The following is a 26,847-nucleotide window of genomic DNA, read 5'->3' on the forward strand; positions in this document are numbered from 1 at the left end:
ATGAAAATTGAATCATTATTGATACATGGTGGCGTTGACGGTGATGAACTTACTGGCGCTGTTAATGTGCCAGTTTACCTCACTTCAACTTACAAACAAGAATTACCTGGGGCTCATAAAGGGTATGAATACTCAAGAACAGGTAATCCTACCAGGTTTGCACTTGAAAAATTAATCTCTGACCTTGAAGGTGGCATAATGGGATTTGCTTTTTCATCTGGAATGGCTGCTATAACATCTGTGTTCATGCTATTGAATTCTGATGAAGAAGTGATCATTTCAAACAATGTTTACGGGGGAACTTACAGAGTATTAAACAAAATTTTTAAAAATCTTGGAATAAATTATAAATTGGTAAACACATCAGATTTAAATGACGTAAGAAACAGTATAACAGATAAAACAAAGATGATTTTTATCGAAACTCCTACTAATCCTTTGCTTTCCATTTCAGATATTGCTGAAATATCAAAAATTGCAAAGGAGCATAGCCTTTTGACAGTTGTTGACAATACATTTATGACTCCATACTTTCAAAGACCAATCTCATTAGGCGCTGACATAGTAGTCCATAGTGCAACAAAATATTTGGGTGGCCATAGTGATTTGGTTGCAGGATTGGTTGTAGTAAATAGTGACTATTTAGCAGAGAAAATACATTTTATACAAAACTCAACAGGCGGTGTTCTTGACCCATTTAGTTCATATCTATTAATAAGAGGTATAAAAACTTTAGCTGTTAGAATGGACAGACATGAACAAAATGCCAAGACAATAGTTGATGAAATAAAAAATATGACTGGCATTGATAAAGTGTATTATCCGACACTATTAGATGAAAAATCAATATCTATTCATAATAAACAATCATCAGGTAATGGTGCAATTATTAGTTTTTCAATTAATGAAAAATATGATTTAAAAAGGTTTTTACAAAACCTAAAAGTTATAACGCTTGGTGAAAGCCTTGGTGGTGTTGAATCTCTTATATGCCATCCTGCTACTATGACTCATGCATCAATTCCAAAAGAAATTAGAGATAGCCTTGGCATAACTGAAAATTTAGTTAGACTATCAGTTGGAATTGAAAACGTAGATGATTTATTAAATGATATAAAAAATGCTTTGAAGGAGGCTTTAATATGATTAAAGTAGAAAGTTTTGAACTTGACCATACAAAAGTAGTTGCTCCATATGTAAGAAAGTGTGGATTATTACAAGGAGAAAAGGGGGATTTGATTTCAAAGTTTGATTTAAGATTCATGCAGCCAAATAAAGAGGATATGCCAACATCAGCTATCCATACTATAGAACACCTTCTTGCCGGCTACATGAGGGAAGAGATGGATGGAATTATAGATATTTCACCTATGGGCTGCAGGACAGGCTTTTATATGATTGCCTGGGGAGATGTCTCAATTGATACAGTTAAGAAAGCACTAATTAATTCATTAAAAAAAATATTAGAAACAAAAGAAATTCCAGCGACAAATGAAATTCAATGTGGAAATTATAGAGACCATTCTCTTTTTTCTGCTAAAGAATATTCTAAATATGTGTTAGAAAGGCTGGTATAAATGAATTATTTAAATGATATCAAAGAGCTAATTGGCAATACACCTATTTTAAAATTGAATAACATAGGTAATAGAAAAGGTATAAATATATTTGCTAAACTAGAGTTTATGAACCCTGGCGGTAGCGTTAAAGATAGAATTGGAGAATATATGATTAAAGAAGCAGAAAATGAAGGTAAATTGAAAAAAGGTTCAACAATCATTGAGGCAACAGCAGGTAATACAGGCATTGGAATTGCAATGGCAGCATTAAATAGAGGATATAGATTAATATTTGTAGTTCCTGAAAAATTCTCAATTGAAAAGATAGCCGTAATGAAGGCCCTAGGTGCCGAAATTGTTTTAACTCCATTAGAAGACGGAATGAAAGGAGCAATGTCAAAGGCATCTGAACTTTTAAATTCAATTGATGGAGCCATAACCCTTAATCAGTTTGAAAACTTAGCAAATCCAAAAGCACACTATGAAACAACAGGCAGAGAAATTTATGATGCTCTTAATGGTCAAATAGACTATTTTGTTGCAGGTGCTGGAAGTGGTGGAACATTTAGTGGTGTTGCTAAGTATCTAAAAGAAATGAATCCAAATATTAAAACTTTTATCGCTGACCCAATAGGTTCAACAATGGGCGGAGGTGAAGAGGGTTGCTATAAAATAGAAGGCATCGGTAATAATTTTATACCTGCAACTTTGGATCTCAATTTAGTTGATGGATTTATTAAAATCTCCGACGATGAAGCATTTGAAATGTCTAAAATGCTTGCTAAAAATGAAGGGCTGCTAGTAGGTTCATCCTCGGGAGCTGCTTTATCTGCAACTTTAAAACTTGCTGAAAAAATTGAAGCTGGAAATATTGTAACTATTTTTCCTGATAGAGGCGATAGATATCTAAGTAAAGGCCTTTATTGATAAAAATAGCCTCTCAAACGCTATAAATAGCTTTTGAGAGGCTATTTTTCACTTAAATTTTACTGCTGTTCCATATACTATAACTTCAGCTGCCCCTTGCATAATATTGCTTGTTGCATATCTTATATTTATTACTGCATCTGCACCAAGCTTTTCAGCTTCCTCCACCATTCTTTTTGTTGCAATAGCTCTTGCCTCATTCATCATTTCGGTATAAGCTGTTATTTCTCCTCCAACTAATGTTTTAAGTCCGCTTAAAATGTCTTTTCCTATGTTCTTTGAATGAACAACTGAACCTTTGACTATGCTCAAAGTCTCCAATTCTCTCCCAGAAATAAAATCAGTATTTACTAATATCATCCTCTTTGCCCTCCTTTATTTCTTTAATTCTTTCTAAAGCAACATAAATCAATGCACCGATAATTGAAAACGCAATTAAGCCTATAATAATGCCTAAAAATTTTGGAGCTCCTGTAGAAAAAACAGCTGTCAAAATGCCCATAAAATAGGCTCCGATTATAATCGTTCCTAAAATAGCAATCAAAATAACAGCAAAAATACCCTTTTTCATAACTCACCACCTAAAACTTATTTATTACTCTTTTTATTAATTCCATTCCCTGTTTGTAATATTCAGGAGCAGCATTAAATGTCCAACTGCAAATTCCAAATCCCATTCTCAGCAAATAGTAATCTAGTCTTTCAAAAAAAACTGTATCAATACTACTATATTTATTATACCCCATTTATTATACCCCTTAAAAAATGATTTTTCGAGTTCTAAATTCTCCAAAAAATATCTAAAATACAACCGCGCAATATCCATTTCTTTATTTCCCGGGAAACTTTGTTCAAAATCGACAATGCCATTAACATTACATTGGTCTTTTTGACATAAAACAAGAATATTTCTTCCATCAAAGTCATTATGGCATAATCTTGACTCATTTATAGCTTTTATTAAACTATAGTTTTTTCTTATCTTATCAGCCACATCAAGTAAAAATCTTTTGTCATCAAATTCCTGCAAAATCAATTCACAAATCTGCATTTCGACGCTTCTTATAAAATATTCATAATAGCTTTTAATATTGTTAATGCTATTTCCTGATGCATCCCAATTTCCATAAAAATCAAATTTTTTCACAGCATGAATTTTGCCAAGTTCTTCACCAACTTGAATAAACAATGTGTTTAATTCATTTTGTGACAGCCTTTCTAAAATGCTGTCAAGTGATACCCCATCGATATAATCATAAATCATCCACTCATTTCCATCATTTAATATGCCATGTATAAAAAACTTTGGTGATTTGACGTTTGTATATTTTAAAAGATTTAGAGATGCAATCTCTCTGTTTATTCTGTTTTTCACACAAAATATCTTAAAAACAATTGGATTTAATTTTTCAAAATATACTATGTAAACACAATGTCTATTTAATTCATGATGTCCAATAGGAATGATTTTCACAACCTTAATTTTTAAAATGGATTCGATTATATCAATAATATTTTCTTTACTATACAATTTAATCATTCCTCCACAAATTAGTTATATTATACAAATTTTATCATATTGAAATAAATAAAACCACTGCTTTCGCAGTGGTTTTATGTGGGTGCCTATATATTAAATTGAGGGGTTATCAGTTAAAAAATCTCTTTAATAGTCCTCTGAAAGCTGAACCATGTCTTGCTTCATCTTTGCACATTTCATGAACTGTGTCATGTATAGCATCAAGTCCAAGCTCCTTTGCTCTCTTTGCAAGCTTAAGTTTGCCATCACATGCTCCATATTCAGCTTCAACTCTTAGCTCAAGGTTTTTCTTTGTGCTATCTGTTACAACTTCACCTAAAAGTTCAGCAAATTTAGCAGCATGTTCTGCTTCTTCGAAGGCAATTCTTTTATAAGCTTCTGCAACTTCTGGATATCCTTCTCTATCAGCCTGACGGCTCATCGCAAGATACATGCCAACTTCTGTGCATTCCCCCATAAAATTCATCTTTAAACCCTCTACAATTTCTGGGTCTACTCCCTTAGCAACACCTATTCTATGCTCATCAGCCCAAACTAGTTCTCCTTCTTCCTTAACGATGAACTTTTCCTTTGGTGCATTACATTGTGGGCACTTATCTGGTGCCTCGCTTCCTTCATGAACGTAACCGCAAATTGCACATACAAACTTCTTCATAGTCCCATCCTCCCTATCACAAAATTTAGATAAAATTTCATTTATTGCTTACATTTTATATATTATCATAATTTTTTATATTTGACAATAGTTTTTTGTAGAAAATTATTATTCTTCAATGTTGTCCTGTATTTTCTTTACCGAATTTTTTATAACTTTTCCAATGTAGCTTACATGGAATCCTAACTCATCTGCTATTTCCTGCATTGTTTTTCCTTCTAGAAAATATTTTTTAATTATCTCTTCCTGTCTATTGGTAAGATGTCTAAATGCCTTATATATTCTGTTTAAATCTTGTTCTTTTGTTATTTCCTCAAGAACTTTATGTTCAAATTCTTCATCTTTAATGTAATCACCAAGTGTTTTGTCGGAATCATACATCTCTTGATTCAAAGAAAGATATCCAAAATGTTTTTTTACTTCTCTGTAAAAATTTCTTATTTCATTTTTTATATAGGTATAAGCTATAGTTGAAAATTCATTTCCTTTTGCAATATCATAATCTAAATAGGCTTTGTATAGCCCTATACTACCAACCTGGAATATATCGCTATATTCCAGGTTATCCTTCCATTTTCTGCATATATCGTGAATCATGTATTTAAATTTTTCGTATATTTCTTCAAATGTAATAACTATATATTCACCCTCAATTTTAATGAGCTTTTCCTTCACCCTAATCATAATGAACTCCTTAAAAATATCTTTAATCACCATTTTACCATCTTTTTTGTTTTAGTAAATAAAAAAAAACGGATGACATCTGCCATCCGCTTCTTTTGTATTATCCTAAAAACATCTTCAAATCATCTTCCACATTAGTTATTCCACCGATTCCAAAGTTTTCAACAAGAACCTTTGCAACATTTGGTGAAAGGAATGCTGGTAGTGTTGGTCCTAAGTGAATGTTCTTTACTCCTAGGTATAAAAGTGCAAGTAAAACTGTAACAGCCTTTTGTTCATACCATGCTATATTGTATGATATTGGTAGTTCATTTACATTTTCAAGTCCAAATACTTCTTTAAGTTTAAGTGCAATAACTGCAAGTGAGTATGAGTCGTTGCATTGTCCTGCGTCAAGAACTCTTGGAATTCCTCCTATGTCACCAAGATCAAGCTTGTTATATCTGTATTTTGCACAACCTGCTGTTAAAATTACCGTATCCTTTGGAAGTGCCTTTGCAAATTCTGTGTAGTATTCTCTTGACTTCATTCTTCCGTCGCATCCAGCCATTACAAAGAACCTCTTTATTGCGCCACTCTTTACTGCTTCCACAACTTTATCTGCAAGTGCAAGAACCTGGTTGTGTGCGAATCCTCCAACAATTTCGCCCTTTTCAATTTCTATTGGTGCTGCACACTTTTTAGCATGCTCAATTATTGCACTGAAATCTTTGCCTCCATCTTCATTTTCTTCAATATGCTTAACCCCTGGGAATCCAACAACACCAGTTGTGTATACTCTGTCCTTATAAGAATCCTTTGGTGGAACTAAGCAGTTTGTAGTCATAAGAATCGGTCCATTAAAACTTTCAAATTCTTTATCCTGTTGCCACCATGCATTTCCGTAGTTTCCTACAAAGTGTGAATACTTCTTAAATGCTGGATAGTAGTGGGCTGGAAGCATTTCTCCATGAGTATAAACATCTACTCCAGTTCCTTCAGTTTGTTTTAATAATTCTTCAAGGTCCTTTAAGTCGTGTCCACTGATTAGTATTCCCGGGTTATTTCTAACACCAATATTTACCTTGGTTAATTCTGGATTGCCGTAAGTTGATGTATTAGCCTTATCAAGAAGCGCCATTGTATCAACAGCATACTTTCCTGTTTCCATAGCAAGTGCTACTAATTCATCAGCTGAAAGATTATCATCCAATGTTGCAGCAAGTGCCTTCTGCATAAATTTGAATATTTCCTTATCAGCATATCCTAACTGAAATGCGTGGTAAGCATAAGCAGCCATGCCCTTAACGCCATAAATTATAAGTTCCCTTAATGATCTTACGTCTTCATTAGTTGTTGAAAGAACGCCTATCGTCATTGCCTTATTATCAAATTCAATTTCAGAACCCTTCCATGTTGCTGCATCATGCTTTATATCGCTTATATCTATTCCTTTTGCATTTAGACTGTTTTTTATATTATCTCGAACTTCCAAGGCTGTATTAATCTTTTCAACAAAATATTTTCTATCGAAGTTTACATTAGTAATTGTTGAGAAAAGTGCCTCCATTATGAACTTATCAACATCATCAAATTGAACTCCATTTTCCTTCGCCTTAAGATTGTATAAGGAAATTCCCTTTAATGTATACATAAGTAAATCCTGCATTATTGCAACGTCGTCTGTTTTACCACAAACTCCTCTTAAAGAACAACCAGTTCCCTTAGCAGCCTCTTGGCATTGATAACAAAACATACTCATTATTATCCCTCCGTTTGATTTATTTTACATTTTAATGATAAAGGAAAAAAATATATAAATCAGTGATATTTGTCACAACAAAAATTTTTCACTGCTTTTTATTTATAGATTTGCTATAATTATTTTGTTGACACTTTATTACTATAAAAAAATTAAGAGGGGGACAATTATGAAGGGTGATTATGTCTGTTTACTCAAAAGAGAAGTTATTCCTGCATTAGGCTGTACAGAGCCTGTCGCAGTGGCACTTTGTTGTGCAAAAGCTAAGGACGAGCTAAAAAATATTCCTGAAATGGTTGAAGTTTATGTAAGCAAAAATATAATGAAAAACGGTATGGGAGTAGGTGTTCCTAATACCGGAATGGTAGGACTTGATATTTCAGCTGCTATTGGAAGTATTATTGGCAATTCTTCAAAGGGATTAAATGTTCTTGAAGATGTTACTCCAGATATTCTCGAAATGGCAAAAGGCTTTATAGAAGATGGAAAAGTTAAGGTCAGCCTGAAAAACACAAATGAAAAGCTTTATATTGAGTCTATTCTTTATTTTAAGAATGATTATGTAAAGGTCATAATAAAAAACAGACATAACAATTTTGTCTACATTAAAAAAAACGGTCAGGTGCTTTTGAATATAGAAGAGGATGAGATTGCTCCATTTGTTGAAGATATCTCTTTAACAGTTAGAGATATATTAGATTTTGCTTTGTCAGTCAATATAAAAGATATTGAATTTTTATTGGAAGGCGTTGAAATGAACAGAAGAATTAGCAGTGAGGGACTTAGCAAAGATTATGGTCTGAATGTTGGTAAAAAAATGCTGGAAAATATAAAAAAGGGGATTCTTTCTGATGATATTCATAACTATGCAATGGCTTTAACAGCTGCCGGAGCAGATGCTAGGATGGCAGGGGCAACCCTCCCTGTAATGAGCAGTGCTGGAAGCGGTAACCAAGGTCTCACTGCTATTTTACCTGTTGTTGCAGTTGCTGAAAAGATTAACTCTAATAATGAAACACTAGCACGTGCTCTTGTCATCAGCCATTTAATTACTTATCATATAAAAAGTCATCTTGGAAGATTATCTCCAGTATGCGGGTGCGGAGTTGCAGCTTCTACAGGAGCAAGCTGTGCTATAGCATATCTTCTTGGTGGAGGATATGTTGAAATTTGCAAAGTTATTAAGAATATGGTTGCCGACATTGCAGGAATTATCTGCGATGGAGCAAAACCTAGTTGTGCGTTAAAATTATCTACTGCAGCTTCTGCTGCAGTTCAATCAGCTCTCCTTGCTCTATCTGGAGTTGAAGTATCAAAGTATGACGGAATAGTAGAAGAAGATGTTGAAAAAACTATAATGAATCTTGCTAAAATAGGGACTTTGGGAATGAACACAACTGACGATGTTATATTAAATATAATGACAAACAAATGTTAAAAAGGATGGTCTTACCATCCTTTTATTTAATTATTACTTTTTTCAAGCCCTCATTTAAAGCAATAGATTTTAAATTGTTCATCATATCCTCAGAAGGAATTTGGGCTGATTGAAGAATTCCCTTTACTCCTAAAGGTCTAAATTTAATAATCTTATACCTTATTTCCTTGTTTATGCTAGCTAATATTTTACTTATTTCCCTTACGTTCCTTTCATTATCCAAAACTTCCGGCACTATAACAGTTCTCACCTCGTATAATTTATCAATACTCCCAAGAAAGTTTATATTTTCAATAACAGTTTTATTGCTTTTTCCAGTGAGCCAATAGTGTTCTTCTTCATCTATTGATTTTACATCTAACATAGCATCATCCATCAGATTAGTAAGTTCAGGCATTTCTTTAAAAGGAATATATCCATTAGTATCAACAAAACAAGTAAGTCCTAATCTTTTTACCTTTTTAAAAAGTTGTCCTAGAAATTTATTTTGTAATAAACATTCGCCACCAGATACGGTAATTCCCGATATAAAAGGTTTGAACTTTTCTATTTCACTTAATATTTCCTCTATATTCATTTTCTTTACCTTAGGTGAGCTGTTGCTAGGGCAAACCTCTATACATCTATCACATTTTACGCATCTTTCTTCCTGCCAATTTACTTTTCCATTTTCTATTTTTATTGCATTATATGGGCAATTTGTAACACAAGTTCCACAATCATTGCAGATGTTGATAGTTTCAGGGTTATGGCAATAAAGGCAATTGAAATTGCACCCCTGAAGGAAAATTGCCGTCCTGTTACCAGGACCATCAACACTGCTAAAGGGAATTATTTTATTGACTAATGCCTTCATATTTCTCTAACCTTTCTTTCAAGAACCCTCTGATTCTTTACAGAACCAAGACCTAAAACTACCGCATCATTATACACAGCTTCTCCCTTTTCAAGTTTTTCCATGTCAGAACGCTTTACAAGGTATCCAGTAATTCTTACAACATCACTGTCATTAGCATAGAATGAAATGTATCTAAGCCCTTTATAGAAAGAACCCTTTATTATATCCAGTATAAACTCAGGATTTTCCTTTGCTGTTATGTCAAAACTAAAAACATCCCCAATTCCTGATGGAAAATATTTATGGAATGGTGCCGACTGCAAAAGATGCATTGGCAGTTCTGGTTCTTCACCTATTGGTATTCTGCAGCCAGGACTAATATTTTTATCTGTATCTATGCCAACCTGTGCATGGAGTAAAAAATTTTCATTAGAAAATTTACAATATTTATTCTTATGTTTCTTAACTTCTTCATCCAGCTTCTGAATTATTCTAAGTCCTAATTCGTTTGCATATTCTCCATGTCCGAACCTATCAAAGGCATTATCAGATTTTATAAAGTGATTGACACATTCAGCAAGTCCAAACATCCCAAACATAGCCGTAAATCTATCTTGATTTATAAGACCTTCCTTAACTAAAAAACTGGTTTCAAAAAAGTTGCTTTCTTCAACTAAAAATCTTATTCTTTCATCCATATATTCTGCCATATTCTTTACCGCGTAAGGCAATACATATTCAATAAAATCATTTTCATCCTTAGCCTTTTTAGCAAGTGCTGCAAGGTTTAGTCTAACTAGAGTAAAACTTCCTCCACCTATTGGAAGTCCATTATAACAGCTTGCAATTGCATAGTTTTCTCCCAGGTCTCTTAAAAACATTTCGTGATTAGCAAAACTTGGCTTTGCAGTATCAAGAGAAGTTAATATTGCTTTAATTGCATATTCTTCATCTGTTTCACTGCTGTATTTAAGCGTAATATTAGGAACAGCATTTTGAAGTTCAGAAGACGCCTTTATAATCAATTCTCCAGCTTTAGTCCTTTTAGGACCTATGTTGGCATGACAGAATGAATCTGTAATTGTCCTATCTATATGATTTAAAAATAACTTTATGGCTCTATAGCTTTCATCCTCATCCTTTATGAATGGCTCTAGTAGATAGTCAATGTTTCCAATGTAAACAGGGAAAGTTGTTATTGAAGGTATATGCTTATACAATATTAAAAGATTATTAGTAGCCTCCCAAATATCTTTAGGTGGTTCAAGTCTTAAAAATCTACTTCCTTGCCTCATAAATTTTTCAAAATCAACGACGATGTATCGAGGTCTATATGGGGCATGTCCCTCGTTTAAATCGCATATAACTCCCTCTTTTTTTAATTTTTTAACTTCATCGCTAATTTTTAAAACATCCAAAGTTTTTTCTGCTGCCCTCGCAAGTGAAACTACTTTTTGTTGATATGTTAAAGTAATGTCTTTAATAATGCTTAAAATATTATTCATTTTATCAACTCCAACAATTTTTTATAATATAATTATAATTGTAGGCAGCTAAAAATAAAAGAGTAAAATATGGATATAACCTGTTAGCAAATAAACGACTATTAAAATAGCTGCCCTCCCGAGCAGCTAAATTTATTTAATAATCTTTTCGACAATAGGATTCATTAGTTTGTCAATTAATTCCTCATTTTTTTCATAGTTTTCAAGGTCATTTATTTCAGCAATCATCGGCAATTCCCCAAGCAGATCAACATCAAGTTCGCCTAAAAATTTCTCAATATTGCTTTCTTTAAATATATTTATCTTCTTGCCACAATCCGGACAAATAATATAACTCATATTTTCAATAACACCTAATACATTTATGTTCATTTTCTTTGCCATTATAATGGCCTTAGAGACTATCATTGAAATCAAATCCTGCGGAACTGAAACCATAATAAGTCCAGTTAAAGGAATAGACTGCATAACTGTTAAAGCAACATCCCCTGTTCCCGGTGGCATATCTATTATTAAATAGTCTAATTCCTCCCACAAAACTTCATTCCAAAACTGCTGCACGACTCCTGTTATAACTGGGCCCCTCCATATTACAGGTTGATTTTCATCTTCCATTAAAAAGTTCAGAGACATTGCCTTTATTCCATCATTTGTCTCAACTGGAAATATATATTGTTCATTGCCAGTTGCTCTTTTATCCTTTAGCCCTAATAACCTAGGAATACTAGGACCTGTTATATCAGCATCCAAAATGCCAACCTTCAAGCCCTTCTTTCTTAATTGCTTAGCAAGAAGAACAGAAACTGTTGATTTTCCAACTCCACCCTTTCCGCTCATAACACCAATAACATTTTTAATATTGTTATTCGTATTAAACCCAATTGTACATGAACCGTTATCTTTGCTACTGCATGTAGCTGCTGATGGACATGTATTACAATTTGACATAAAAATCACCTCATTTTGAGCATTTGTCAATTATATATTAACTCTATTTCAAGTTGTTGTCAAATGCCCATAACTAATATTTATTTCCCTTTACATTTATAGTATTTACATATTAATACTTGCACATACCCTGTTTTTTCCTTTATTCTTACATTCGCTATAAAGTATAGCATCTGCTCTTCTTATCAAATCTTCAATACTTTTAAATTTTCCTGGGAATGATACGACACCACCGCTTATTGTTATCCTGATGTAGTTATTCAAATCTTTTATTTCTGCTTTTTCAATTTTCTTTCTTATTCTCTCAGCAATTATTAATGCATCCTCTTCAGAAAGTTCCTTAAGAATTATAGCAATTTCCTCTCCTCCATATCTAAATGCCATATCAGTCTTTCTAATAGATTTTAATATTATATCCGATGCTAGTTTTAATGCCTTATCTCCTACAATATGTCCATGTATATCGTTAATTTGTTTAAAATCATCCAAATCAAAAAGTATAAAGGAAAAAGGGACATTAGATGAAGTAAGTTGATTTATCTGATTATCAAACATATTTCTATTGTATAATCCCGTAAGTGCATCTACTTCAGCTCTAAATTTTATATCTTTATAGATTAGGTTATTCTCAAATGCCAGAGCTAGTTGATTTGAAAGAATGCTAAGGCAATCTATAACTCCCTGAGACAAAAATTGTGAAAACTTTGTTCCTCCTGCAACTGCAATCAATCCATTTACACTATTATCAATAATTATAGGAACAAATACAATTGATTTAGCGTAATTACTTAACTTACCAGTAATTTTTATTCTGCTGTCCTTTGCTACGTCTTTACTAATATATATTTTCCCTTCTCTTACAGTCTTAGCAGTTACAGCAGAAGAAGAAAGATTAAATTCTAATTCCGAAATATCAAGCTCCGAAGGTGCCCTATATGCTATAGGTAATTGTGTTTCTTCATCCTGAGATTGAAAAAAGTATATTGCACAAATATCATAAGGAATTAAATTTTTTAAATTATCTACAAGCCTATTAATTTTGTCAGAAAAATCCCCATAAATAACTATGTCTCTTGTTATTTTTATTAAACTATTCATTAGCTCTGTTTTCCTAATTAGCTCGCTATAAACATTCATAAAATAATGAATTATTACAAGAATAAATAATACAAGTATAGTTCCTGTATACCCAGAAACAAAATAAATCAGCCATAAAATACTTGAAATTAAAGCCGAAACAATAAAATTAATCCACAGGTATTTCTTGATTTCCGTGCTGAAATTAAACTTTTCACCATCAATGAAATAGTAATCAATTTTCACAAATGCAATATTGACAAGAAGATATAATCCTACGAAAATACCAGACATAATATAATATCTTAGCAAATATCCTACTTTAAAATTTAATATAAAATATAGGCATGCATTTGAAGCAAGGTATGACGCTATAGAAAAAATAGAGGCATGAAAAAGAGCCTTATTAATATCTATTAATTCATATCCTTGTCTTGCCCTCAAAAGGTCTATAACTATCCAGTAAACAAATGTAAAAATTACCGCATATTGCCATCCCCAGATAAAAAATACAAAAGCGAAAACCGCATCAGTTAATTCTACTTTATTTCTATCAGCAGCAATTTGTTTTAATCCCATAATTATTGTTGCAACAAACAAGGTAATTATCATTAAGGCCGTGCTTTGATGATATAAAAAGCTTTCGTTAAATGCCATAGATAATATATACAGAGAAGCTAATAATGTTGCTAACCTAAAAACAGCATGTCTCTTGTTCAAATTCCCCACCCTCTTTAGAAATCTCAATATTTTTTGCTAAGCTCAATATAATGCTCCGCAGATTTTTTTAAATATTCTATTTCCTCCACCGTAAGCTCTCTAACAACCTTAGCTGGTGAACCCATAGCTAAAACACCTGATGGAATTTTTTTGCCTTGGGTAACTAAAGAACCTGCACCTATTATGGTGTATTCTCCTATTTCTGCATCATCAAGAATTGTTGAGCCCATTCCAATCAATGAAAAATTGCCTATTTTGCACCCATGTATTATACAGTTGTGACCTACAGTGACATAGTCTCCAATAACAGTTGGACTCTTATTGGTTGAAACATGAACTGTTGCATTGTCCTGTATATTAGTTCCCTCACCTATTTTAATGCTCCCTACATCGCCTCTGATAACCGCGTTAAACCACACATTTGAATCCCTCTTTATTTCAACATCTCCTATAATTCTTGCTCCTTCAGCTATAAAAACTGATTCATCAATTTTAGGGGTAATCCCTTGATACTTATAAATCATGATTATTCCTCCAGTAAAATATAATTATTCTTAAGTTCTCTCTAAAAAATACGATATAATAAGTAAGGAAAAAAATCAACAAAAAGTTTACATATAAAAATGTTGAATTTTGTCGATTTAATGTTATAATCAGTTTATCAAGAGAAATTTTGAAAGGATGAACCATTGTGAAAAGAATAAATATTGGTTCTTTGAGAATAGTTTTAGTATATGTCATAATTAGCTTTATATGGATTTTATATTCAGATGCGTTGATAATGAATAATCAAAACAACCTAACATATATAAAAGGCATATCTGTTTTTAAAGGATTTATTTTTGTTCTTACAACTGCTGTTCTTCTTTATGTGTTGATTAAAAAAGAAACCGAAAGAAGAATTAAGCTGTGGAAATATTACGCAACATATGATATTATGACCGGAGTATACAATCGAAGAACTGGATTAGATTTGCTTGAAAAATTATTTACAAAATATAAAAAAGAAGATAGAGATTTAACAATTATATATGCTGATATTGACAATCTCAAGCAAGTAAATGACACATTAGGTCACTCCGAAGGGGATAGATTAATAATTAATATTTCTAATATTCTTAAGAAAAATATTAGAAATACAGATTATATTATAAGGCTTGGGGGAGACGAATTTTTAATAGTTCTTCCTGATTGCGATATGAATAAAGCACAAAAAATTGTTAATAGAATTAACGATGGTTTAGCAGAATTAAATTTAATATTTTCAAGGTATGAACATAAAGTTAGCTTTGGTTTTGCAACTATTGAGGAGTTGTATAACAATGCTGACGAAATGGTTGCATGTGCAGATATTAAAATGTATGAAAATAAGAAGATTAATAAGCAGCTAAATTGTAGGTTAGCATAGATAAAGGTTGTCTTTTAGACAACCTTTATCTATGCTTTTTTCTTTTAGGAAGCAATTCCTTTAATTCATTTATAAGCGTTATAATCATGCTTATTGTTGAGAATATGTCTACTTCGTCTTTAGAGGTTGCAGTCTCATCGGATTTAATGAATTTGTCAATAAAATCCATTTTGCCTTTTGCAGAACTTGTAATTGCGTTTACGTTTGCCAGTGACTCATCAATATTGCTTTTATTCTCCTCAATAACTTGGTTTACATTATTTAAAAGTTTGTTTAAACTAATCAGGGTTTTTACCAAGTAAACAGTTATTAAAACAAGTGAAATGCTTAGAAAAAAATACATAACCCCTTGAGGTGTTATCGTTAGTGTCATTTTTTCACCTCTTATTCATTAGATTCTTTGCTTTCGGTATCTTTAACTTCATCTATAACGTCGTCAAACACAACTTCTTCTGCTACATCATTGTCCTTCTTTATTTTTTCCTTAATCATCGTTACAGTTTTAGCTGCAACTTCCTTTGCAGTTTCGACAACTTTACCTGAAGCATCGATTACGCCGTTTTTTATTTCTTCTCTTGTTTCTTTACCAGACTTAGGTGCTGTTAAAATTCCAGCTACTGCTCCAACTACTGTTCCTAAGGCTGCACCAATGGCTAAACCCTTCTTAAGATTTTTCTTGGCCTTCTTTTTTCCATGAAAATCAAAATTTATTTTTACATTTTTCATAAAACGTCCCCCCTTCCTTTTTGTTAATTATAGCACTATAAGAAATATTTTACAATATTTCGACAAATTCTTTATGTGTATTTTGTCAGAATATTTATTCTTTTCTAATTGTTATGATATAATATAATATGTGAAAATTACAAAAAGGTTCATAAAAAATAGGTTAAGCATTTGCTTAACCTATTGCATTTAGAGCGGCAATATTCAAAAGATTCCATGGTTTATTAAAATGTGGCTGGAAGAAGAAATCAACAAAGGCAAGTTCTTCGATTGTCATATCGTTTTGAACGCATACAGATGCTGTATTCATCATTTGAGTTAAATCAACCTTTGAAAGTATCTGAGCTCCGATTATTCTTCTTGTTTGCTTCTCGTAAACAACTTTTAATAACGCTTTTTCGTGAGTTGGCATAAATTCCGGCCTATAGCTGTCTTCTATTAATACTGTATCATATTCTATTCCATAGTAATTTGCTAATCCTTCATTAAGTCCTGTTGCAGCAATGTGTAAATCATAAATTTTAATGCCCGATGTTCCTTGAGTTCCTAAATACTTTGTAGTAGGCTTAACCAAGTTTCGTGCTGCTAAAGTTCCCATTCTAACTGCATTGGTAGCTAGAGGAATATATTCATGCTTTTTAATTGGATTGTAGAAAACAGCACAACTGTCGCCTGCCGCAAAAACATCTTCTTTGCTTGTTCTCATATACTCATCAACTATAATAGCACCATTTGGCAGCATATTTAATTTGCCTTTGAACAAGTCAGTATTCGGTCTGAATCCAATGCAAAGGATTACTAAATCTGCTGTATATTCTCCTTTATCAGTTATAACTTTCTTAACCTTTCCGTTTTCTCCTTCAAATTTTACAACTGATTGAGAAAGCGCAAGTTTAATTCCTCTCTTTTTCAACTCTTCTTCAGCAATATCAGTAAATTCCTTGTCAAGATATTTACTCAAGATTCTATCCTGTGTATCTATAAGAGTAACATTCTTACCATTTGTTTCAAAGGCCTCTACAAGTTCAACTCCTATGTAGCCTGCCCCCACAACAACAATATTTTCTGCATCTTTTGCTTTATCTATTATTGTATTTGAATGGTAGAAATTTTTCGCTAAAACTATGTTCTCCAACTCTATCCCTTCAAATTTTGGGACTATTGGCCATGAACCCGTAGTAATTATTAACTTATCAAAATCGTCCTCAAAAATTTCATCTGTTTCTAAGTTTCTTACCTTTAAAATTTTTCTATCTAAATCAACATCGATTACATCATGTCTCATTTTTGTAACTGCACCAAGCTCTTTTAGTTTTTCTGGTGAACTATAGAATAGCCCTTGAACATCCTTTACAACACCTCCAACATAAAGAGCAATACCACATGATAAAAATGAAATATTGTCGTTTCTTTCATAAACCGTAATTTCAGCATCCTTGTATAATTTTGCAGTGTTTACAATAGCTGCAGTTCCTGCATGTGTGCAGCCTATAACAGCAACCTTCATACTATTTCTCCTCTCTATTTTCTTTTTCTATATTATATATCTTTAAATAATTATTTTCAACTAATAATTAATATTTATTTAGCTTTTAAGCTTATAGATTTTTCCTATTTAAATTATTGCTACTATTGTTATTTTTTATTTCTTTTCTTTAACTTAAGAAACTATAATCTAATTAGATAAATAAAAATACTTCTCAATTAAGGAGGACTGACATGAAAAAAATAAGCACGTTACTTTTAATTTTATTCTTCCTATTTAATTTTGTATCTTGTTCAAATAATTCCTCAAAGGAAGTTCCAACTTTTAAGATAGGTGCCCTTCCTGACCAAAATGCTTCTGATTTAACAAATACAATGAATAAATTTGCAGATTATTTAAGCCAAAAAACTGGACTAAAAGTAGAATATGTTCAATCTGTAGATTATGCTGCTCTCGTGACAGCCTTTGAACGCGGAGAAATACACCTTGCCTGGTTTGGTGGATTAACTGGGGTTCAAGCAAGAAACAAAGTTCCAGGGGCCGAAGCTATTGCACAAAGGCCAAGAGATGCAGAATTTCATTCTGTATTTATTGTGCAAAAAAATATAAATGTTAATTCATTAAAAGATTTAAAGGGGCTTACATTCACTTTTGGCAGCGAAAGTTCTACTTCTGGACATTTAATGCCAAGGTATTTTCTTTTAGAATCAGGAATTGACCCTGATAAGGATTTTAATGGGCAACCAAATTACTCAGGTTCACACGATAAAACCTATAAGCTTGTTGAATCTGGTGCCTTCCAAGCAGGTGTCTTAAATGAAGCTGTATGGCAAAAGGCTGTAAAAGAAGGTAAAGTTGATTTAAATAAAGTAAAAGCTATATACACTACTCCTGCATATTTTGATTATAACTGGACTATCAACGCTAATGTTGATTCTACTTTTAATAAAGGAACTAAAGATAAAATTAAAGAAGCCATACTTAGCATGAACGGTGAACAAAAAGAAATATTAGATTTCTTTCAAACGGATAAATTTATAGAAACTAATAACTCAAATTATTCAGCAATAGAGACAGTTGCTAAAAAACTTGGAATTATTAAATAGGGTGAGTATATGAAAAAAATAGTTGAACTAAAAGATATACAAAAAAGATTTAAAGAAATGGAAGTATTGTCTTCCATTTCTTTTAGCGTTGAAGAAGGTGAAATCGTAGCAATTCTTGGACCATCTGGAGCTGGTAAGACAACACTTTTAAACATAATTTCAGGTTTCACACATCCTGACAATGGCTCTGTTACAATCGATGGAATTAACATAGTGAATTATAAATCCAATAAACAATTAGCAAAGAAAATTGGTATCATAAGACAGCAATTTGACCTTATAGACGATTTAAAAGTCATCCACAATGTTCTTGCCGGAAAATTGCATGAATGGGGATTTATCAAATCTCTTTTTTCTTTATTTTTCCCCCAGGGCAAGGATGAAGCATTGGATGCTCTTAATAAAGTGGGTATTACAGAAAAATTCGACGAAAAAACAGCGAATCTCTCAGGCGGCGAAAAACAGAGGGTTGCAATCGCAAGAATTCTACTTCAGCACCCTAAAGTTGTATTAGCTGATGAGCCTGTATCATCGCTTGACCCTGCGAGAGCTGAAGATATATTATCAATCCTTGTAAATCTAGCAAGAAAAGAAAAAATATCATTAATTGCAAGTATTCATTCAATAGAATTTGCCAAAAAATACTTTGACAGGCTTATTGGTATCAAAGATGGAAATGTAGTTTTTGATTTGCCTTCAAATGAAATAACAGATGAGATTATAAAAGACTTATACAATTATCAGGAGCTGAAGTAATATGGAGGGATTTACTTATAAAAAAAGGATTTTAAGTTTACTGCTTTTATTGACCTTTTTAATTTCTCCTTTTCTATTAGATTATAAAAATGGTCTTGTGCACACAGGTGGTAAAGAAATTATTGTGCAAATATTTAAAGCAGCACTTCGTCCAGATATCTCAAGTGAGATACTATCTCTTGCAGTGATTTCAAGCATAAGAACTTTATCCTATGCTGTTGCTGGAACTACAGTGGCTATCGTTTTAGGTTTTATATTTGGAACTTTATCATCGGGAGTATTGATAAGCAATTCATTAGTTGCTAATGCATCTAAAAATATACTCGAGTTTATGCGAACTATCCATGAACTTGTTTGGGCTTGGTTATTTGTTACTGCTTTTGGGCTATCCCCTTATGCCGCAATTTTAGCCATAGCTATCCCCTATGGAGGAATTTTAGGAAGAATATATTCAAATAATTTTAAAAGTGTCCCTATTGAACCAATTCTACACCTAAAATCTTCAGGTGCATCAAAATTACAATGCCTCTTTTACGCTTATCTGCCAATGGCAAGTAAGGATATAATAAGTTATAGCTTGTATAGATTTGAATGCGCTGTAAGGTCATCAACAGTAATGAGTTTTGTTGGACTTGGTGGTCTTGGATATCAAATTCAATTAGCCCTTGATGACTTAAACTTTAGCAGGATGTGGACATATTTTATATTTCTCTTGTTAATGATTATAATAATTGAGTTGTGGAGCAATGCGCTTCGAAAGAGGTTGATAGAATGAGATTGCGCAAAATTGACTTTCTTTTTATTAATAAAATATTAGTTTTAGCCTTAGTGATATTTTCTTGGGGATTTATTTTAATAGCTGATGACGCAAACTTGTTTTCATTAATTAATCAACAGAATATTAATAATGCCAAAAAATTTGTATTAGGAATGTTGGGCTTTAATGAATCAAATTCAGCATTATTAAGCTTTACTTCATGGAAAAACATTATATATTTAACTTATGAAACTTTCCTGATGAGCGTTATAGCAATTGGACTTTCTTCAATAGGCGTAATATTAACTGTAGCTTTTGCTTCAAGAAATATAGCTGATGGAACTTTAACACATAAAAAAGGATTATTAAATTTGGGACTATTTTACTTTACAAGATTTATGTATATTTTTACAAGAGCTGTTCCTGAACTTCTATGGGCTATGATAATTATTTTTTTCTTTAAACCCGGGATTTTACCTGGAGCCTTAGCTCTTGCATTGCATAACTACGGAATACTTGGCAAACTTTGTTCTGAGGTTATTGAAAATTTGGATTATAAACCTTTTGCTAACTTATCATCATGCGGTGCCTCTAAATGGCAAATTTTAACCTATGGCGTATTCCCTTCAGTTTACAATAAATTTTTAGAATACATTTTATATAGATTTGAAATAATAACTAGGACGACCATTGTCGTAGGATTTGTCGGTGCGGGCGGATTAGGCAAACAATTTAGACTTAGTATGAGTTACTTTAACTACTCTGAAATAAGTATTATACTCATTTGCTATTTTCTACTTGTAAAGCTTTCAGAATAAAATTTGACATATACCCCTATTAGGTATAAAATATGATAGTAAAATCATTTTAAAAGGGGAAGTTTGTATGATATTATTAAGGACTAATGATGAAATATCACAGTTTATTCAATCAAATCAAATGGCAGTAGTTTATTTTACAACAGAAGGATGCAATGTTTGTAAAGTATTATTGCCAAAAATTGAAGAAATGCTGAGGGAATACCCCGAAGTTAGCCTTGCTAAGGTAGATATATCGAAGACTCTGGAAGCTGCCGGTGCATATTCAGTATTCGCATATCCAACAATCCTTTTATACATTGACGGTAAAGAATTTTCAAGGGAATCAAGATATATAAGCCTTGAAACATTTGAAGAAACAATAAAGAAGTATTATAAACTATTATTTGATTAATTTAAGGGGCCGTCATATTTTAGACAGCCCCTCTTATATTTCTTTCAAATCTTTTAAACCATTCCCCTTGATAAGTTACAATTCCTTCATCTCCTTCTACTATTAGACCATAGTCACTAGGGCCTACCCTCAGTTCAAACCTTTGCCCTGCCTCATTTTCGAAAGTTATATAATAAGTTGTTGAACTAGTAACATGTGTTGTGTTTTCTGAAGCTGCATGGTGAGTATGTCTAACATCAAACCTTTTTGATACCACTCTTACCTTTTCACTTAAAATTGGAGAGGAAGAATTTTTAATGTAATTTTTTACGTTAATTATCATTGTAATTACGAACATTGTTATAATGATTACAGGAATAATAAAAAATAAAGAATCCAACCAGAAACCCATGTGCATAAAACTCACCTCAAATCAAATAATAAACCTCTTACTTATAATATTCTTCACAAACTCAAAAATTCCTTTTCTTGTAATAATTTTATATCAAAATATCTTCTTTCTAAATATAATATTATGAGAAAAACTTAGGGGTTGATGTTATGAATTTCAGGCATCTAGTTCTTGGAACAGACACTTATATTCCTTTAAAAAATAGAAAGTGGACAAAATATATAAATTTTGATAATGCTGCTACTACCCCACCATTTAAATCAGTAATGGAAGCTATTAATTACTTTGCTCCCTGGTATTCTTCCATTCACAGAGGAACAGGTTATAAATCAATCGTTTCCACTGAATTATATGAAAACTCACGAAATAAAATTTTAAGATTCGTTGGGGCGGATATAGAAAATTATACTGCCATCTATGTAAAAAATACAACAGAAGCAATAAATAAACTTTCAAACAGATTATGTAAAGATGATAAGTGTGTAGTTCTGTCTACTTCAATGGAACACCATTCAAATGATTTACCCTGGAGAAATAAGTTCATAGTGGATTACATTGAAACCGATGAGTGTGGCAGATTCTCGCTAGATGATCTTGAGAAAAAGCTTATAAAATACAATAGAAAAGTCAAACTAGTTACAGTAACTGGAGCATCTAATGTTACAGGATACATTAATCCAATTCATCAAATAGCAAAACTTGCTCATAAAAACGGTGCTATGATTCTAGTCGATGGAGCACAGTTAGTTCCGCACAAGAAAATTAATATGGACGGGTATAGCTCCTATGATCAAATAGATTTTCTTGCTTTTTCTGGGCATAAAATGTATGCCCCGTTTGGAGTCGGTGCATTAATAGGACCTAAAAGGTTTTTCGAGAGAGGAGAACCTGACTATAAAGGAGGCGGAACAGTAAAACTGGTATCACGTGATTTTGTAATATGGGATGACCCGCCCTCAAAGGATGAAGCTGGAACACCAAATTTAATGGGGGTTTTAGCCCTGACTGCTGCTATTGATACACTTGAGAAAATAGGCATGGATAGAATAGAAGAATATGAATATTCTTTATTAGAATATGCAAATGAAAGATTATCACATATTGACGGCATTGAATTATATTGTAACGATACTTCTAATAAAGTCGCCATTATCCCCTTTAACGTTAGAGGAATTTATCATGAGAAAGTAGCACAAACTCTTGCTGAAGAAGCTGGAATTGGAGTTAGAAGCGGATGTTTTTGTGCCCAACCTTATGTTCAAAGACTATTGAAAATAAACAAAGATGATATAGAGAAATTTAGAAAAAACCCTGACCTAAAAAGACCTGGTATGATACGCTTGAGCTTTGGCCTTTACAATACTTTTGAAGAAATCGATTGCCTTATATGGGCTTTAAGAAAAATAAAAAACAGATAACCTTTAGGCATTACCTAAAGGTTATCTGTTTTTTATTTGTTCAACTTTGTTTTTATCGTATCCCAATATGCAGCGTTTTCAAGTCCAAGTCTCCAAATTGCTATACCTGATAGGTTGTAACTATTAACTAAATCAAGCTTATATGAAATGCTCACTTCATTCTCAAACCATACGCTGTGGGTTAATCCAGATGCATCCTTGTAGTTGAAATATGGTGACTTTGATGCATCATCCCAAAGTATAGTAGCACCATTGTTTGCAGCAAGATTATATATTCCGTTTATGCTGTATGCCTTCGTTCCATTTGATGACCAATCATATCCATAGGCCGCAAGTCCAAGTATTACTTTATCCTTTGGAACTACACTTATTGTATATTCAATTACCTTTTGAACCCAACCTATAGATGCTATTGCTCCTGGTGTTCCTCCTGGATAGTGTTCATCGTAAGTCATAAGAACGAATTGGTCAACATATTTTGCTAGTTCCGCATAATCATATGCACCATTCCAGCTGTTAGTTAAGCTATCGGATGTCTTTGCCGGAACTGATATAGTTATTATATATCCAAGTGGCTTTAAAACATCATAAAGTTCCTTAATAAACGTTGATAAATATGCTCTATCGTAGTAATAAACCCCTTCTAAATCAATATTAACACCTTTATATCCATTAGACTTTATCGCATTTAAAATATTACCTATAAGATTTTGCCTGTTTGAAGGTGATTCTAACAACTGTTTTGCAACTTCTCCGCTAAAATTGTTGCTAACCATTACTAATGGAATAATTGAATTATTGTTTGCATAATTGATTTGCTCTGCTGGAACAAGCCCTGAAACATTACCTTGTCCATCTGTTATATATGTGTGAGTTATTATAGTATTCAAATAGTTTCCGTAATTTAGCATCGAGTTATATGAAGATTTGTCTCCAGAATAGTAATAGGTTGCAAAACCAATTACATTTTTGCTCGAATTTACTATTACATTAGGGGTTACAACATTTATATGTTTTGAATCCCCTGAAGTTCCATAAGAATTATATGCACGGACAAAAAACCAATAGGATGTAGCTGGTTTTAAATTAGAAACATTATAGCTTGTCCCAGATAAAGTTGCAATCTGAGTATAATTTGCATCATTTGGTGTTGCCATATAAATCTTGTATCCTGTTGCTCCTTTACTGCTCGTCCAAGTTAAAGTTAAACTATTACTTGTAATATTCTGGGCACCAATGCTTGATGGCGGCAACGGTGGTGTTTTGCTTGGCTTTGCTGCAAATACTGCAATATTTCCTATAGCCATTACAAACAAAATAATAGCTGTATATATTTTCTTGATTTTAGACATAAAATCGCCTCCTTTACTTTATATATCGGAGGCTCTTATTAAATATTAACAAGTAATTATTACATGGAATTCCATATCTACCCTGAAGCTTTAATTATTTTTACCTTTGATATTATTTTTATTGCTGTTTTTATTTTCGTGCTTTTTATTCATATTTTTCTGTTTGTCCCTGTCTTCTTCAAATTCAATTTTTTCTCTTTTTTTATTGCTTGGTATTTCTTTTTTATTTTTCAAATTATTTTTTTCTATATACTTCTCTTCTAATCTTTTTGTTGTAGTATCACTGTTATTCTTATTATTATTTTTTCTTATTTTAACGTTTTCTTCTACAGTTTTAATATTTATGCCTCTATTTTCAATTTCCTTATAAAAAGAATCAAGCTTTAGCGGTTTTCCTTCAGTCGTAACTTCAACTGCCTGAGAACTTCCCTTTTTATATTCGTCAGTTATGATTTTTTTCTCCTTTGCCTTTTCCACGACCATCATCAACCCATCTTCTATTTTTTTGTTTTTCAAATTAATATCCCTTATTAGCTCCTTTGCATCATCATTTAAGGGCATCACATTAATAATTCTTTCAAATCTATTTACCTCAAGTTTAACCTTTGGGTTTATACTTACAATTACAGAAGCGTAAACTGTGTAATACATATTGTAAAATAAAGTTGAAAAGATAAATAAAACCATTGACGCAGCTATTAACAATTTATTGTAGCTTAAGTACTCATTTGTCTTATAAACATATTCCTGACCTAATTCAATTTTTCCCTTAGTGTTTATCTTTATAAATTCACCTGAGCTGGTCATTAAAATCCCTTTTTTGCCGTCATGTTCGATAACTATTCCCTTTTTAATCAATCTTATCACCTACCTTTATATTGAGATAGGACTTAATATATTCAAATTCATCATTTGATAACAATATAATAAGAGCTATCAAATATCGTCTCCACTTTTCAACAAATTTTTCTTTTTTTAAAGTTATCTGACTAATTTTTTTTATAGGAAGCATTTTCGTCTTATTTATATTTTCAATTAATTCAGAATCCCCAGCTATAACCATTGCTAAATTTAACAATTCATCTCTTGTATCTTTGTGTTTAGGCGAATTATTTACAAGGTCTTTAAGCTCAATTCCAAACTCCTGCAATCTTTTTGAAAACTCTATTATTTCCAAAGTCATCATTTTTCTCTCATTTTCAGCTTCATAATCGTTAATAGAATTTTTATAATCGAGTTCAACTATTTCATCTTCTTGAAATGCAAGTATATACTTTTCTTTATTTTTTCTGAAATAATCGATTATGGAGTTTTTAATGAGCATTTTTGCATATGAATAAAAGTTACCCTTTTCTTTTTCAAATTTATCTATAGCCTTATTAAAGGCAATTAATGCAATGCTAAGCTCATCATCGTTTTCCCATTCCATCCTTCTTTTACATATGCTCGAAACAACATTATATATAAACTTCTTGTTTTCATTTATTAACTCTTCCTTATTGTTCTTTTGCCACATCTCCTTCCCCCTCTCATTTATTTATACGAAATAAATACTTTTTTTAAGTGGGTACCCCCTTAAATTATTTTCAGCTTGCGTATTAATTAGTGAAAACAATCAAAAGGAGGAATCTAGGATGAAAAAAATTATCGTATTTGCTGTTTCACTTATCATATCATTTAATCTTACTATTGCTCATGCTGAAACTCAAGAAGTAAATGCTGGAATTACCCCTGACAGTATTTTATATCCAATTGACAAATTAGTAGATGAAGTTAAAATTGCTCTAGCTGATGATTCACAAGAAAAGATAGAAGTTATAACAACTGTTGCAGAAGAAAGATTATCCGAGGCACAAGTCATGGCTGAAGAAGGAAAAGAAGAATTAACAAAAACAACCGTAGAAGAATATCAAAGTAAAATGGATGATGCACAATCTGAATTTAAAACAATTATAGATAATGAAAATCAAACAACTGAGGTAAAGTCTGAAGAAATAGACAAGATAAAAGAACAAATAGATGCTAAATATAAAAAATCTATTGAAGTGCTAACAAAAATACAAGAAAAGGTTTCTGAAAATGCAAAGCCTACCATTCAAAAGGTTATTGAGCTTCAAACTGCAAAAAAAGAAGCTGTAGTTAATATGGTTGAAAAGAGACATGAATTAAACACCGCTAGAAAAGCTCTCAATGAAGCTGAAGAAATGCTAAAAGCAGCAATAGAGTCAAATAATGAAGATGAAATTAAAAAAGCTTCGGAGCTATTAAATACTGCAAAGTCATCCTTTGAAGCTAAAAAAGCTGAATTAAAGAGTGCAATGGAAGCTAAAAAGCAAGTAATGAAAAATAAAGAGTTGAAAAAGGAAGTTAAAAACACATTAAAACAAGAAGTAAAAAACGGAACTATAACTAAACAAGAAGCTAAAGAAGTTAGAAAAATGGTTAATGGGAACTTAGAAAATAAAGAAAAGAACCAAGAAAGAAATAAAACAGAAGAAAATAATAATTCAAAAAACAAAAAAGGAAAAGGCAAGAAATTCTTGGATACAATAAACAAAAACGTTGTAAGTGAGTAATTGAACAAGCAATCTGTAAGAAGGTAG

The 26,847-nt window shown here is 32.0% G+C and carries 30 protein-coding genes; 12 read left to right on the forward strand and 18 right to left on the reverse strand.

The features are described from left to right. The 3 genes from ABG79_RS09960 to cysK are packed head-to-tail and all read left to right on the forward strand — an operon-like array spanning window position 1 to window position 2,486. A complete protein-coding gene (locus tag ABG79_RS09960; RefSeq protein WP_057979330.1) occupies window positions 1-1,146 on the forward strand; it encodes a trans-sulfuration enzyme family protein in 1,146 nt (381 codons plus the stop codon). Further along, window positions 1,143-1,577, forward strand: coding sequence for an S-ribosylhomocysteine lyase (locus ABG79_RS09965; RefSeq protein ID WP_057979331.1), 435 nt, complete (start codon window positions 1,143-1,145; stop codon window positions 1,575-1,577). The genes ABG79_RS09960 and ABG79_RS09965 overlap by 4 nt, the downstream gene beginning before the upstream one ends. Next, window positions 1,578-2,486 carry a cysteine synthase A gene (gene cysK / locus ABG79_RS09970; protein ID WP_057979332.1) on the forward strand — a complete coding sequence of 303 codons (909 nt, stop codon included), beginning with the start codon at window positions 1,578-1,580 and terminating at the stop codon, window positions 2,484-2,486. Between the two features lie 48 nt (window positions 2,487-2,534). On the opposite strand, the gene ABG79_RS09975 is transcribed toward cysK, so the two are convergent. The 6 genes from ABG79_RS09975 to hcp form a co-directional block, all read right to left on the reverse strand. Then, on the reverse strand, window positions 2,535-2,846 hold the full coding sequence (locus tag ABG79_RS09975; protein ID WP_057979333.1) for a YbjQ family protein: 312 nt from the start codon (window positions 2,844-2,846) through the stop codon (window positions 2,535-2,537). Continuing rightward, window positions 2,827-3,057 (reverse strand): hypothetical protein, encoded by a 231-nt coding sequence (locus tag ABG79_RS09980; protein WP_057979334.1) that lies wholly within the window; start codon window positions 3,055-3,057, stop codon window positions 2,827-2,829. The genes ABG79_RS09975 and ABG79_RS09980 overlap by 20 nt, the downstream gene beginning before the upstream one ends. A 123-nt stretch (window positions 3,058-3,180) precedes the next feature. Further along, the gene (locus tag ABG79_RS09985; protein ID WP_057979335.1) at window positions 3,181-4,026 is read right to left on the reverse strand and encodes a phosphotransferase family protein; all 846 of its coding nucleotides are present in this window, start codon (window positions 4,024-4,026) and stop codon (window positions 3,181-3,183) included. Window positions 4,027-4,135: 109 nt separating this feature from the next. Next, window positions 4,136-4,681 (reverse strand): NADH peroxidase, encoded by a 546-nt coding sequence (locus tag ABG79_RS09990; RefSeq protein WP_057979336.1) that lies wholly within the window; start codon window positions 4,679-4,681, stop codon window positions 4,136-4,138. Between the two features lie 108 nt (window positions 4,682-4,789). After that, on the reverse strand, window positions 4,790-5,365 hold the full coding sequence (locus ABG79_RS09995) for a sigma-70 family RNA polymerase sigma factor (protein ID WP_160318234.1): 576 nt from the start codon (window positions 5,363-5,365) through the stop codon (window positions 4,790-4,792). 100 nt (window positions 5,366-5,465) lie between these two features. Beyond that, on the reverse strand, window positions 5,466-7,106 hold the full coding sequence (gene hcp, locus ABG79_RS10000) for a hydroxylamine reductase (RefSeq protein WP_057979338.1): 1,641 nt from the start codon (window positions 7,104-7,106) through the stop codon (window positions 5,466-5,468). A gap of 169 nt (window positions 7,107-7,275) precedes the next feature. On the opposite strand from hcp, the gene ABG79_RS10005 reads away from it, so the two are divergent. Further along, window positions 7,276-8,544 (forward strand): L-cysteine desulfidase family protein, encoded by a 1,269-nt coding sequence (locus tag ABG79_RS10005; RefSeq protein WP_057979339.1) that lies wholly within the window; start codon window positions 7,276-7,278, stop codon window positions 8,542-8,544. A gap of 22 nt (window positions 8,545-8,566) precedes the next feature. On the opposite strand, the gene ABG79_RS10010 is transcribed toward ABG79_RS10005, so the two are convergent. From ABG79_RS10010 to ABG79_RS10030, 5 genes are all read right to left on the reverse strand, one after another. Continuing rightward, a complete protein-coding gene (locus ABG79_RS10010; protein ID WP_057979340.1) occupies window positions 8,567-9,400 on the reverse strand; it encodes a YjjW family glycine radical enzyme activase in 834 nt (277 codons plus the stop codon). Continuing rightward, a complete protein-coding gene (locus tag ABG79_RS10015; RefSeq protein ID WP_057979341.1) occupies window positions 9,397-10,887 on the reverse strand; it encodes a YjjI family glycine radical enzyme in 1,491 nt (496 codons plus the stop codon). The genes ABG79_RS10010 and ABG79_RS10015 overlap by 4 nt, the downstream gene beginning before the upstream one ends. A 132-nt stretch (window positions 10,888-11,019) precedes the next feature. Continuing rightward, window positions 11,020-11,835 carry an Mrp/NBP35 family ATP-binding protein gene (locus tag ABG79_RS10020; protein WP_057979342.1) on the reverse strand — a complete coding sequence of 272 codons (816 nt, stop codon included), beginning with the start codon at window positions 11,833-11,835 and terminating at the stop codon, window positions 11,020-11,022. A 105-nt stretch (window positions 11,836-11,940) separates the two neighbouring features. Further along, a complete protein-coding gene (locus ABG79_RS10025; protein WP_057979343.1) occupies window positions 11,941-13,632 on the reverse strand; it encodes a sensor domain-containing diguanylate cyclase in 1,692 nt (563 codons plus the stop codon). 23 nt (window positions 13,633-13,655) lie between these two features. Then, window positions 13,656-14,156 (reverse strand): gamma carbonic anhydrase family protein, encoded by a 501-nt coding sequence (locus tag ABG79_RS10030; protein ID WP_057979344.1) that lies wholly within the window; start codon window positions 14,154-14,156, stop codon window positions 13,656-13,658. 167 nt (window positions 14,157-14,323) lie between these two features. Between ABG79_RS10030 and ABG79_RS10035 the strand changes: the two genes are divergently transcribed. Beyond that, window positions 14,324-15,040: a GGDEF domain-containing protein gene (locus tag ABG79_RS10035; RefSeq protein ID WP_057979345.1), complete on the forward strand. Its 717-nt coding sequence runs from the start codon at window positions 14,324-14,326 to the stop codon at window positions 15,038-15,040. 25 nt (window positions 15,041-15,065) lie between these two features. Here the strand turns inward: ABG79_RS10035 and ABG79_RS10040 are convergent, their stop codons facing one another. From ABG79_RS10040 to ABG79_RS10050, 3 genes are all read right to left on the reverse strand, one after another. Further along, window positions 15,066-15,413: a DUF948 domain-containing protein gene (locus ABG79_RS10040; RefSeq protein ID WP_057979346.1), complete on the reverse strand. Its 348-nt coding sequence runs from the start codon at window positions 15,411-15,413 to the stop codon at window positions 15,066-15,068. 11 nt (window positions 15,414-15,424) lie between these two features. Further along, entirely contained in the window at window positions 15,425-15,766 is a 342-nt protein-coding gene (locus ABG79_RS10045) for a YtxH domain-containing protein (protein WP_057979347.1), read from the reverse strand. A gap of 175 nt (window positions 15,767-15,941) precedes the next feature. After that, complete coding sequence (locus ABG79_RS10050) at window positions 15,942-17,273, reverse strand: FAD-dependent oxidoreductase (RefSeq protein WP_057979348.1); 1,332 nt, start codon at window positions 17,271-17,273, stop codon at window positions 15,942-15,944. A gap of 212 nt (window positions 17,274-17,485) precedes the next feature. Between ABG79_RS10050 and ABG79_RS10055 the strand changes: the two genes are divergently transcribed. The 5 genes from ABG79_RS10055 to ABG79_RS10075 all read left to right on the forward strand — a co-directional run bounded on the left by ABG79_RS10055 (window position 17,486) and on the right by ABG79_RS10075 (window position 21,083). Continuing rightward, window positions 17,486-18,358, forward strand: coding sequence for a putative selenate ABC transporter substrate-binding protein (locus tag ABG79_RS10055; protein WP_057979349.1), 873 nt, complete (start codon window positions 17,486-17,488; stop codon window positions 18,356-18,358). Window positions 18,359-18,367: 9 nt separating this feature from the next. Beyond that, window positions 18,368-19,114: a phosphonate ABC transporter ATP-binding protein gene (locus tag ABG79_RS10060; RefSeq protein ID WP_057979350.1), complete on the forward strand. Its 747-nt coding sequence runs from the start codon at window positions 18,368-18,370 to the stop codon at window positions 19,112-19,114. Between the two features lies 1 nt (window position 19,115). After that, the gene (locus ABG79_RS10065; protein WP_057979351.1) at window positions 19,116-19,889 is read left to right on the forward strand and encodes a PhnE/PtxC family ABC transporter permease; all 774 of its coding nucleotides are present in this window, start codon (window positions 19,116-19,118) and stop codon (window positions 19,887-19,889) included. Then, the gene (locus ABG79_RS10070; protein WP_057979352.1) at window positions 19,886-20,689 is read left to right on the forward strand and encodes a PhnE/PtxC family ABC transporter permease; all 804 of its coding nucleotides are present in this window, start codon (window positions 19,886-19,888) and stop codon (window positions 20,687-20,689) included. Before ABG79_RS10065 ends, ABG79_RS10070 begins: the two co-directional genes overlap by 4 nt. A 67-nt stretch (window positions 20,690-20,756) precedes the next feature. Beyond that, entirely contained in the window at window positions 20,757-21,083 is a 327-nt protein-coding gene (locus ABG79_RS10075) for a thioredoxin family protein (protein WP_057979353.1), read from the forward strand. A gap of 19 nt (window positions 21,084-21,102) precedes the next feature. Here ABG79_RS10075 and ABG79_RS10080 read toward each other — a convergent pair whose 3' ends face one another. After that, entirely contained in the window at window positions 21,103-21,480 is a 378-nt protein-coding gene (locus ABG79_RS10080; protein ID WP_057979354.1) for a DUF2500 domain-containing protein, read from the reverse strand. Window positions 21,481-21,623: 143 nt separating this feature from the next. Here ABG79_RS10080 and ABG79_RS10085 point away from each other — a divergent pair, with 143 nt between their 5' ends. Then, window positions 21,624-22,892: an aminotransferase class V-fold PLP-dependent enzyme gene (locus ABG79_RS10085; protein ID WP_057979355.1), complete on the forward strand. Its 1,269-nt coding sequence runs from the start codon at window positions 21,624-21,626 to the stop codon at window positions 22,890-22,892. Window positions 22,893-22,924: 32 nt separating this feature from the next. Here ABG79_RS10085 and ABG79_RS10090 read toward each other — a convergent pair whose 3' ends face one another. The 3 genes from ABG79_RS10090 to sigI form a co-directional block, all read right to left on the reverse strand. Further along, window positions 22,925-24,244 (reverse strand): glycosyl hydrolase family 18 protein, encoded by a 1,320-nt coding sequence (locus ABG79_RS10090; RefSeq protein ID WP_057979356.1) that lies wholly within the window; start codon window positions 24,242-24,244, stop codon window positions 22,925-22,927. A 90-nt stretch (window positions 24,245-24,334) separates the two neighbouring features. After that, window positions 24,335-25,102 (reverse strand): anti-sigma factor domain-containing protein, encoded by a 768-nt coding sequence (locus ABG79_RS10095; protein ID WP_057979357.1) that lies wholly within the window; start codon window positions 25,100-25,102, stop codon window positions 24,335-24,337. Continuing rightward, the gene (gene sigI / locus ABG79_RS10100; protein WP_057979358.1) at window positions 25,095-25,760 is read right to left on the reverse strand and encodes an RNA polymerase sigma-I factor; all 666 of its coding nucleotides are present in this window, start codon (window positions 25,758-25,760) and stop codon (window positions 25,095-25,097) included. Before sigI ends, ABG79_RS10095 begins: the two co-directional genes overlap by 8 nt. A gap of 118 nt (window positions 25,761-25,878) precedes the next feature. On the opposite strand from sigI, the gene ABG79_RS10105 reads away from it, so the two are divergent. Next, complete coding sequence (locus tag ABG79_RS10105; protein WP_057979359.1) at window positions 25,879-26,820, forward strand: DUF5667 domain-containing protein; 942 nt, start codon at window positions 25,879-25,881, stop codon at window positions 26,818-26,820. Window positions 26,821-26,847: the final 27 nt, after the last annotated feature.

The sequence above is a fragment of the Caloramator mitchellensis genome (genome assembly GCF_001440545.1).
Lineage (GTDB): Bacteria > Bacillota > Clostridia > Clostridiales > Caloramatoraceae > Caloramator > Caloramator mitchellensis.

Coding starts and splice junctions, on each gene's coding strand:
- sigI (WP_057979358.1), bottom strand. CDS start 25,760: ATGTGGCAAAAGAACAATAAGGAAGAGTTAATAAATGAAAACAAGAAG.
- ABG79_RS09985 (WP_057979335.1), bottom strand. CDS start 4,026: ATGATTAAATTGTATAGTAAAGAAAATATTATTGATATAATCGAATCC.
- ABG79_RS09990 (WP_057979336.1), bottom strand. CDS start 4,681: ATGAAGAAGTTTGTATGTGCAATTTGCGGTTACGTTCATGAAGGAAGC.
- ABG79_RS10040 (WP_057979346.1), bottom strand. CDS start 15,413: ATGACACTAACGATAACACCTCAAGGGGTTATGTATTTTTTTCTAAGC.
- hcp (WP_057979338.1), bottom strand. CDS start 7,106: ATGAGTATGTTTTGTTATCAATGCCAAGAGGCTGCTAAGGGAACTGGT.
- ABG79_RS09995 (WP_160318234.1), bottom strand. CDS start 5,365: ATGATTAGGGTGAAGGAAAAGCTCATTAAAATTGAGGGTGAATATATA.
- ABG79_RS10020 (WP_057979342.1), bottom strand. CDS start 11,835: ATGTCAAATTGTAATACATGTCCATCAGCAGCTACATGCAGTAGCAAA.
- ABG79_RS10080 (WP_057979354.1), bottom strand. CDS start 21,480: ATGCACATGGGTTTCTGGTTGGATTCTTTATTTTTTATTATTCCTGTA.
- ABG79_RS10050 (WP_057979348.1), bottom strand. CDS start 17,273: ATGAAGGTTGCTGTTATAGGCTGCACACATGCAGGAACTGCAGCTATT.
- ABG79_RS10010 (WP_057979340.1), bottom strand. CDS start 9,400: ATGAAGGCATTAGTCAATAAAATAATTCCCTTTAGCAGTGTTGATGGT.
- ABG79_RS09980 (WP_057979334.1), bottom strand. CDS start 3,057: ATGAAAAAGGGTATTTTTGCTGTTATTTTGATTGCTATTTTAGGAACG.
- ABG79_RS10065 (WP_057979351.1), top strand. CDS start 19,116: ATGGAGGGATTTACTTATAAAAAAAGGATTTTAAGTTTACTGCTTTTA.
- ABG79_RS10060 (WP_057979350.1), top strand. CDS start 18,368: ATGAAAAAAATAGTTGAACTAAAAGATATACAAAAAAGATTTAAAGAA.
- ABG79_RS10005 (WP_057979339.1), top strand. CDS start 7,276: ATGAAGGGTGATTATGTCTGTTTACTCAAAAGAGAAGTTATTCCTGCA.
- cysK (WP_057979332.1), top strand. CDS start 1,578: ATGAATTATTTAAATGATATCAAAGAGCTAATTGGCAATACACCTATT.
- ABG79_RS09975 (WP_057979333.1), bottom strand. CDS start 2,846: ATGATATTAGTAAATACTGATTTTATTTCTGGGAGAGAATTGGAGACT.
- ABG79_RS10055 (WP_057979349.1), top strand. CDS start 17,486: ATGAAAAAAATAAGCACGTTACTTTTAATTTTATTCTTCCTATTTAAT.
- ABG79_RS10045 (WP_057979347.1), bottom strand. CDS start 15,766: ATGAAAAATGTAAAAATAAATTTTGATTTTCATGGAAAAAAGAAGGCC.
- ABG79_RS09960 (WP_057979330.1), top strand. CDS start 1: ATGAAAATTGAATCATTATTGATACATGGTGGCGTTGACGGTGATGAA.
- ABG79_RS10085 (WP_057979355.1), top strand. CDS start 21,624: ATGAATTTCAGGCATCTAGTTCTTGGAACAGACACTTATATTCCTTTA.
- ABG79_RS09965 (WP_057979331.1), top strand. CDS start 1,143: ATGATTAAAGTAGAAAGTTTTGAACTTGACCATACAAAAGTAGTTGCT.
- ABG79_RS10075 (WP_057979353.1), top strand. CDS start 20,757: ATGATATTATTAAGGACTAATGATGAAATATCACAGTTTATTCAATCA.
- ABG79_RS10105 (WP_057979359.1), top strand. CDS start 25,879: ATGAAAAAAATTATCGTATTTGCTGTTTCACTTATCATATCATTTAAT.
- ABG79_RS10070 (WP_057979352.1), top strand. CDS start 19,886: ATGAGATTGCGCAAAATTGACTTTCTTTTTATTAATAAAATATTAGTT.
- ABG79_RS10015 (WP_057979341.1), bottom strand. CDS start 10,887: ATGAATAATATTTTAAGCATTATTAAAGACATTACTTTAACATATCAA.
- ABG79_RS10030 (WP_057979344.1), bottom strand. CDS start 14,156: ATGATTTATAAGTATCAAGGGATTACCCCTAAAATTGATGAATCAGTT.
- ABG79_RS10090 (WP_057979356.1), bottom strand. CDS start 24,244: ATGTCTAAAATCAAGAAAATATATACAGCTATTATTTTGTTTGTAATG.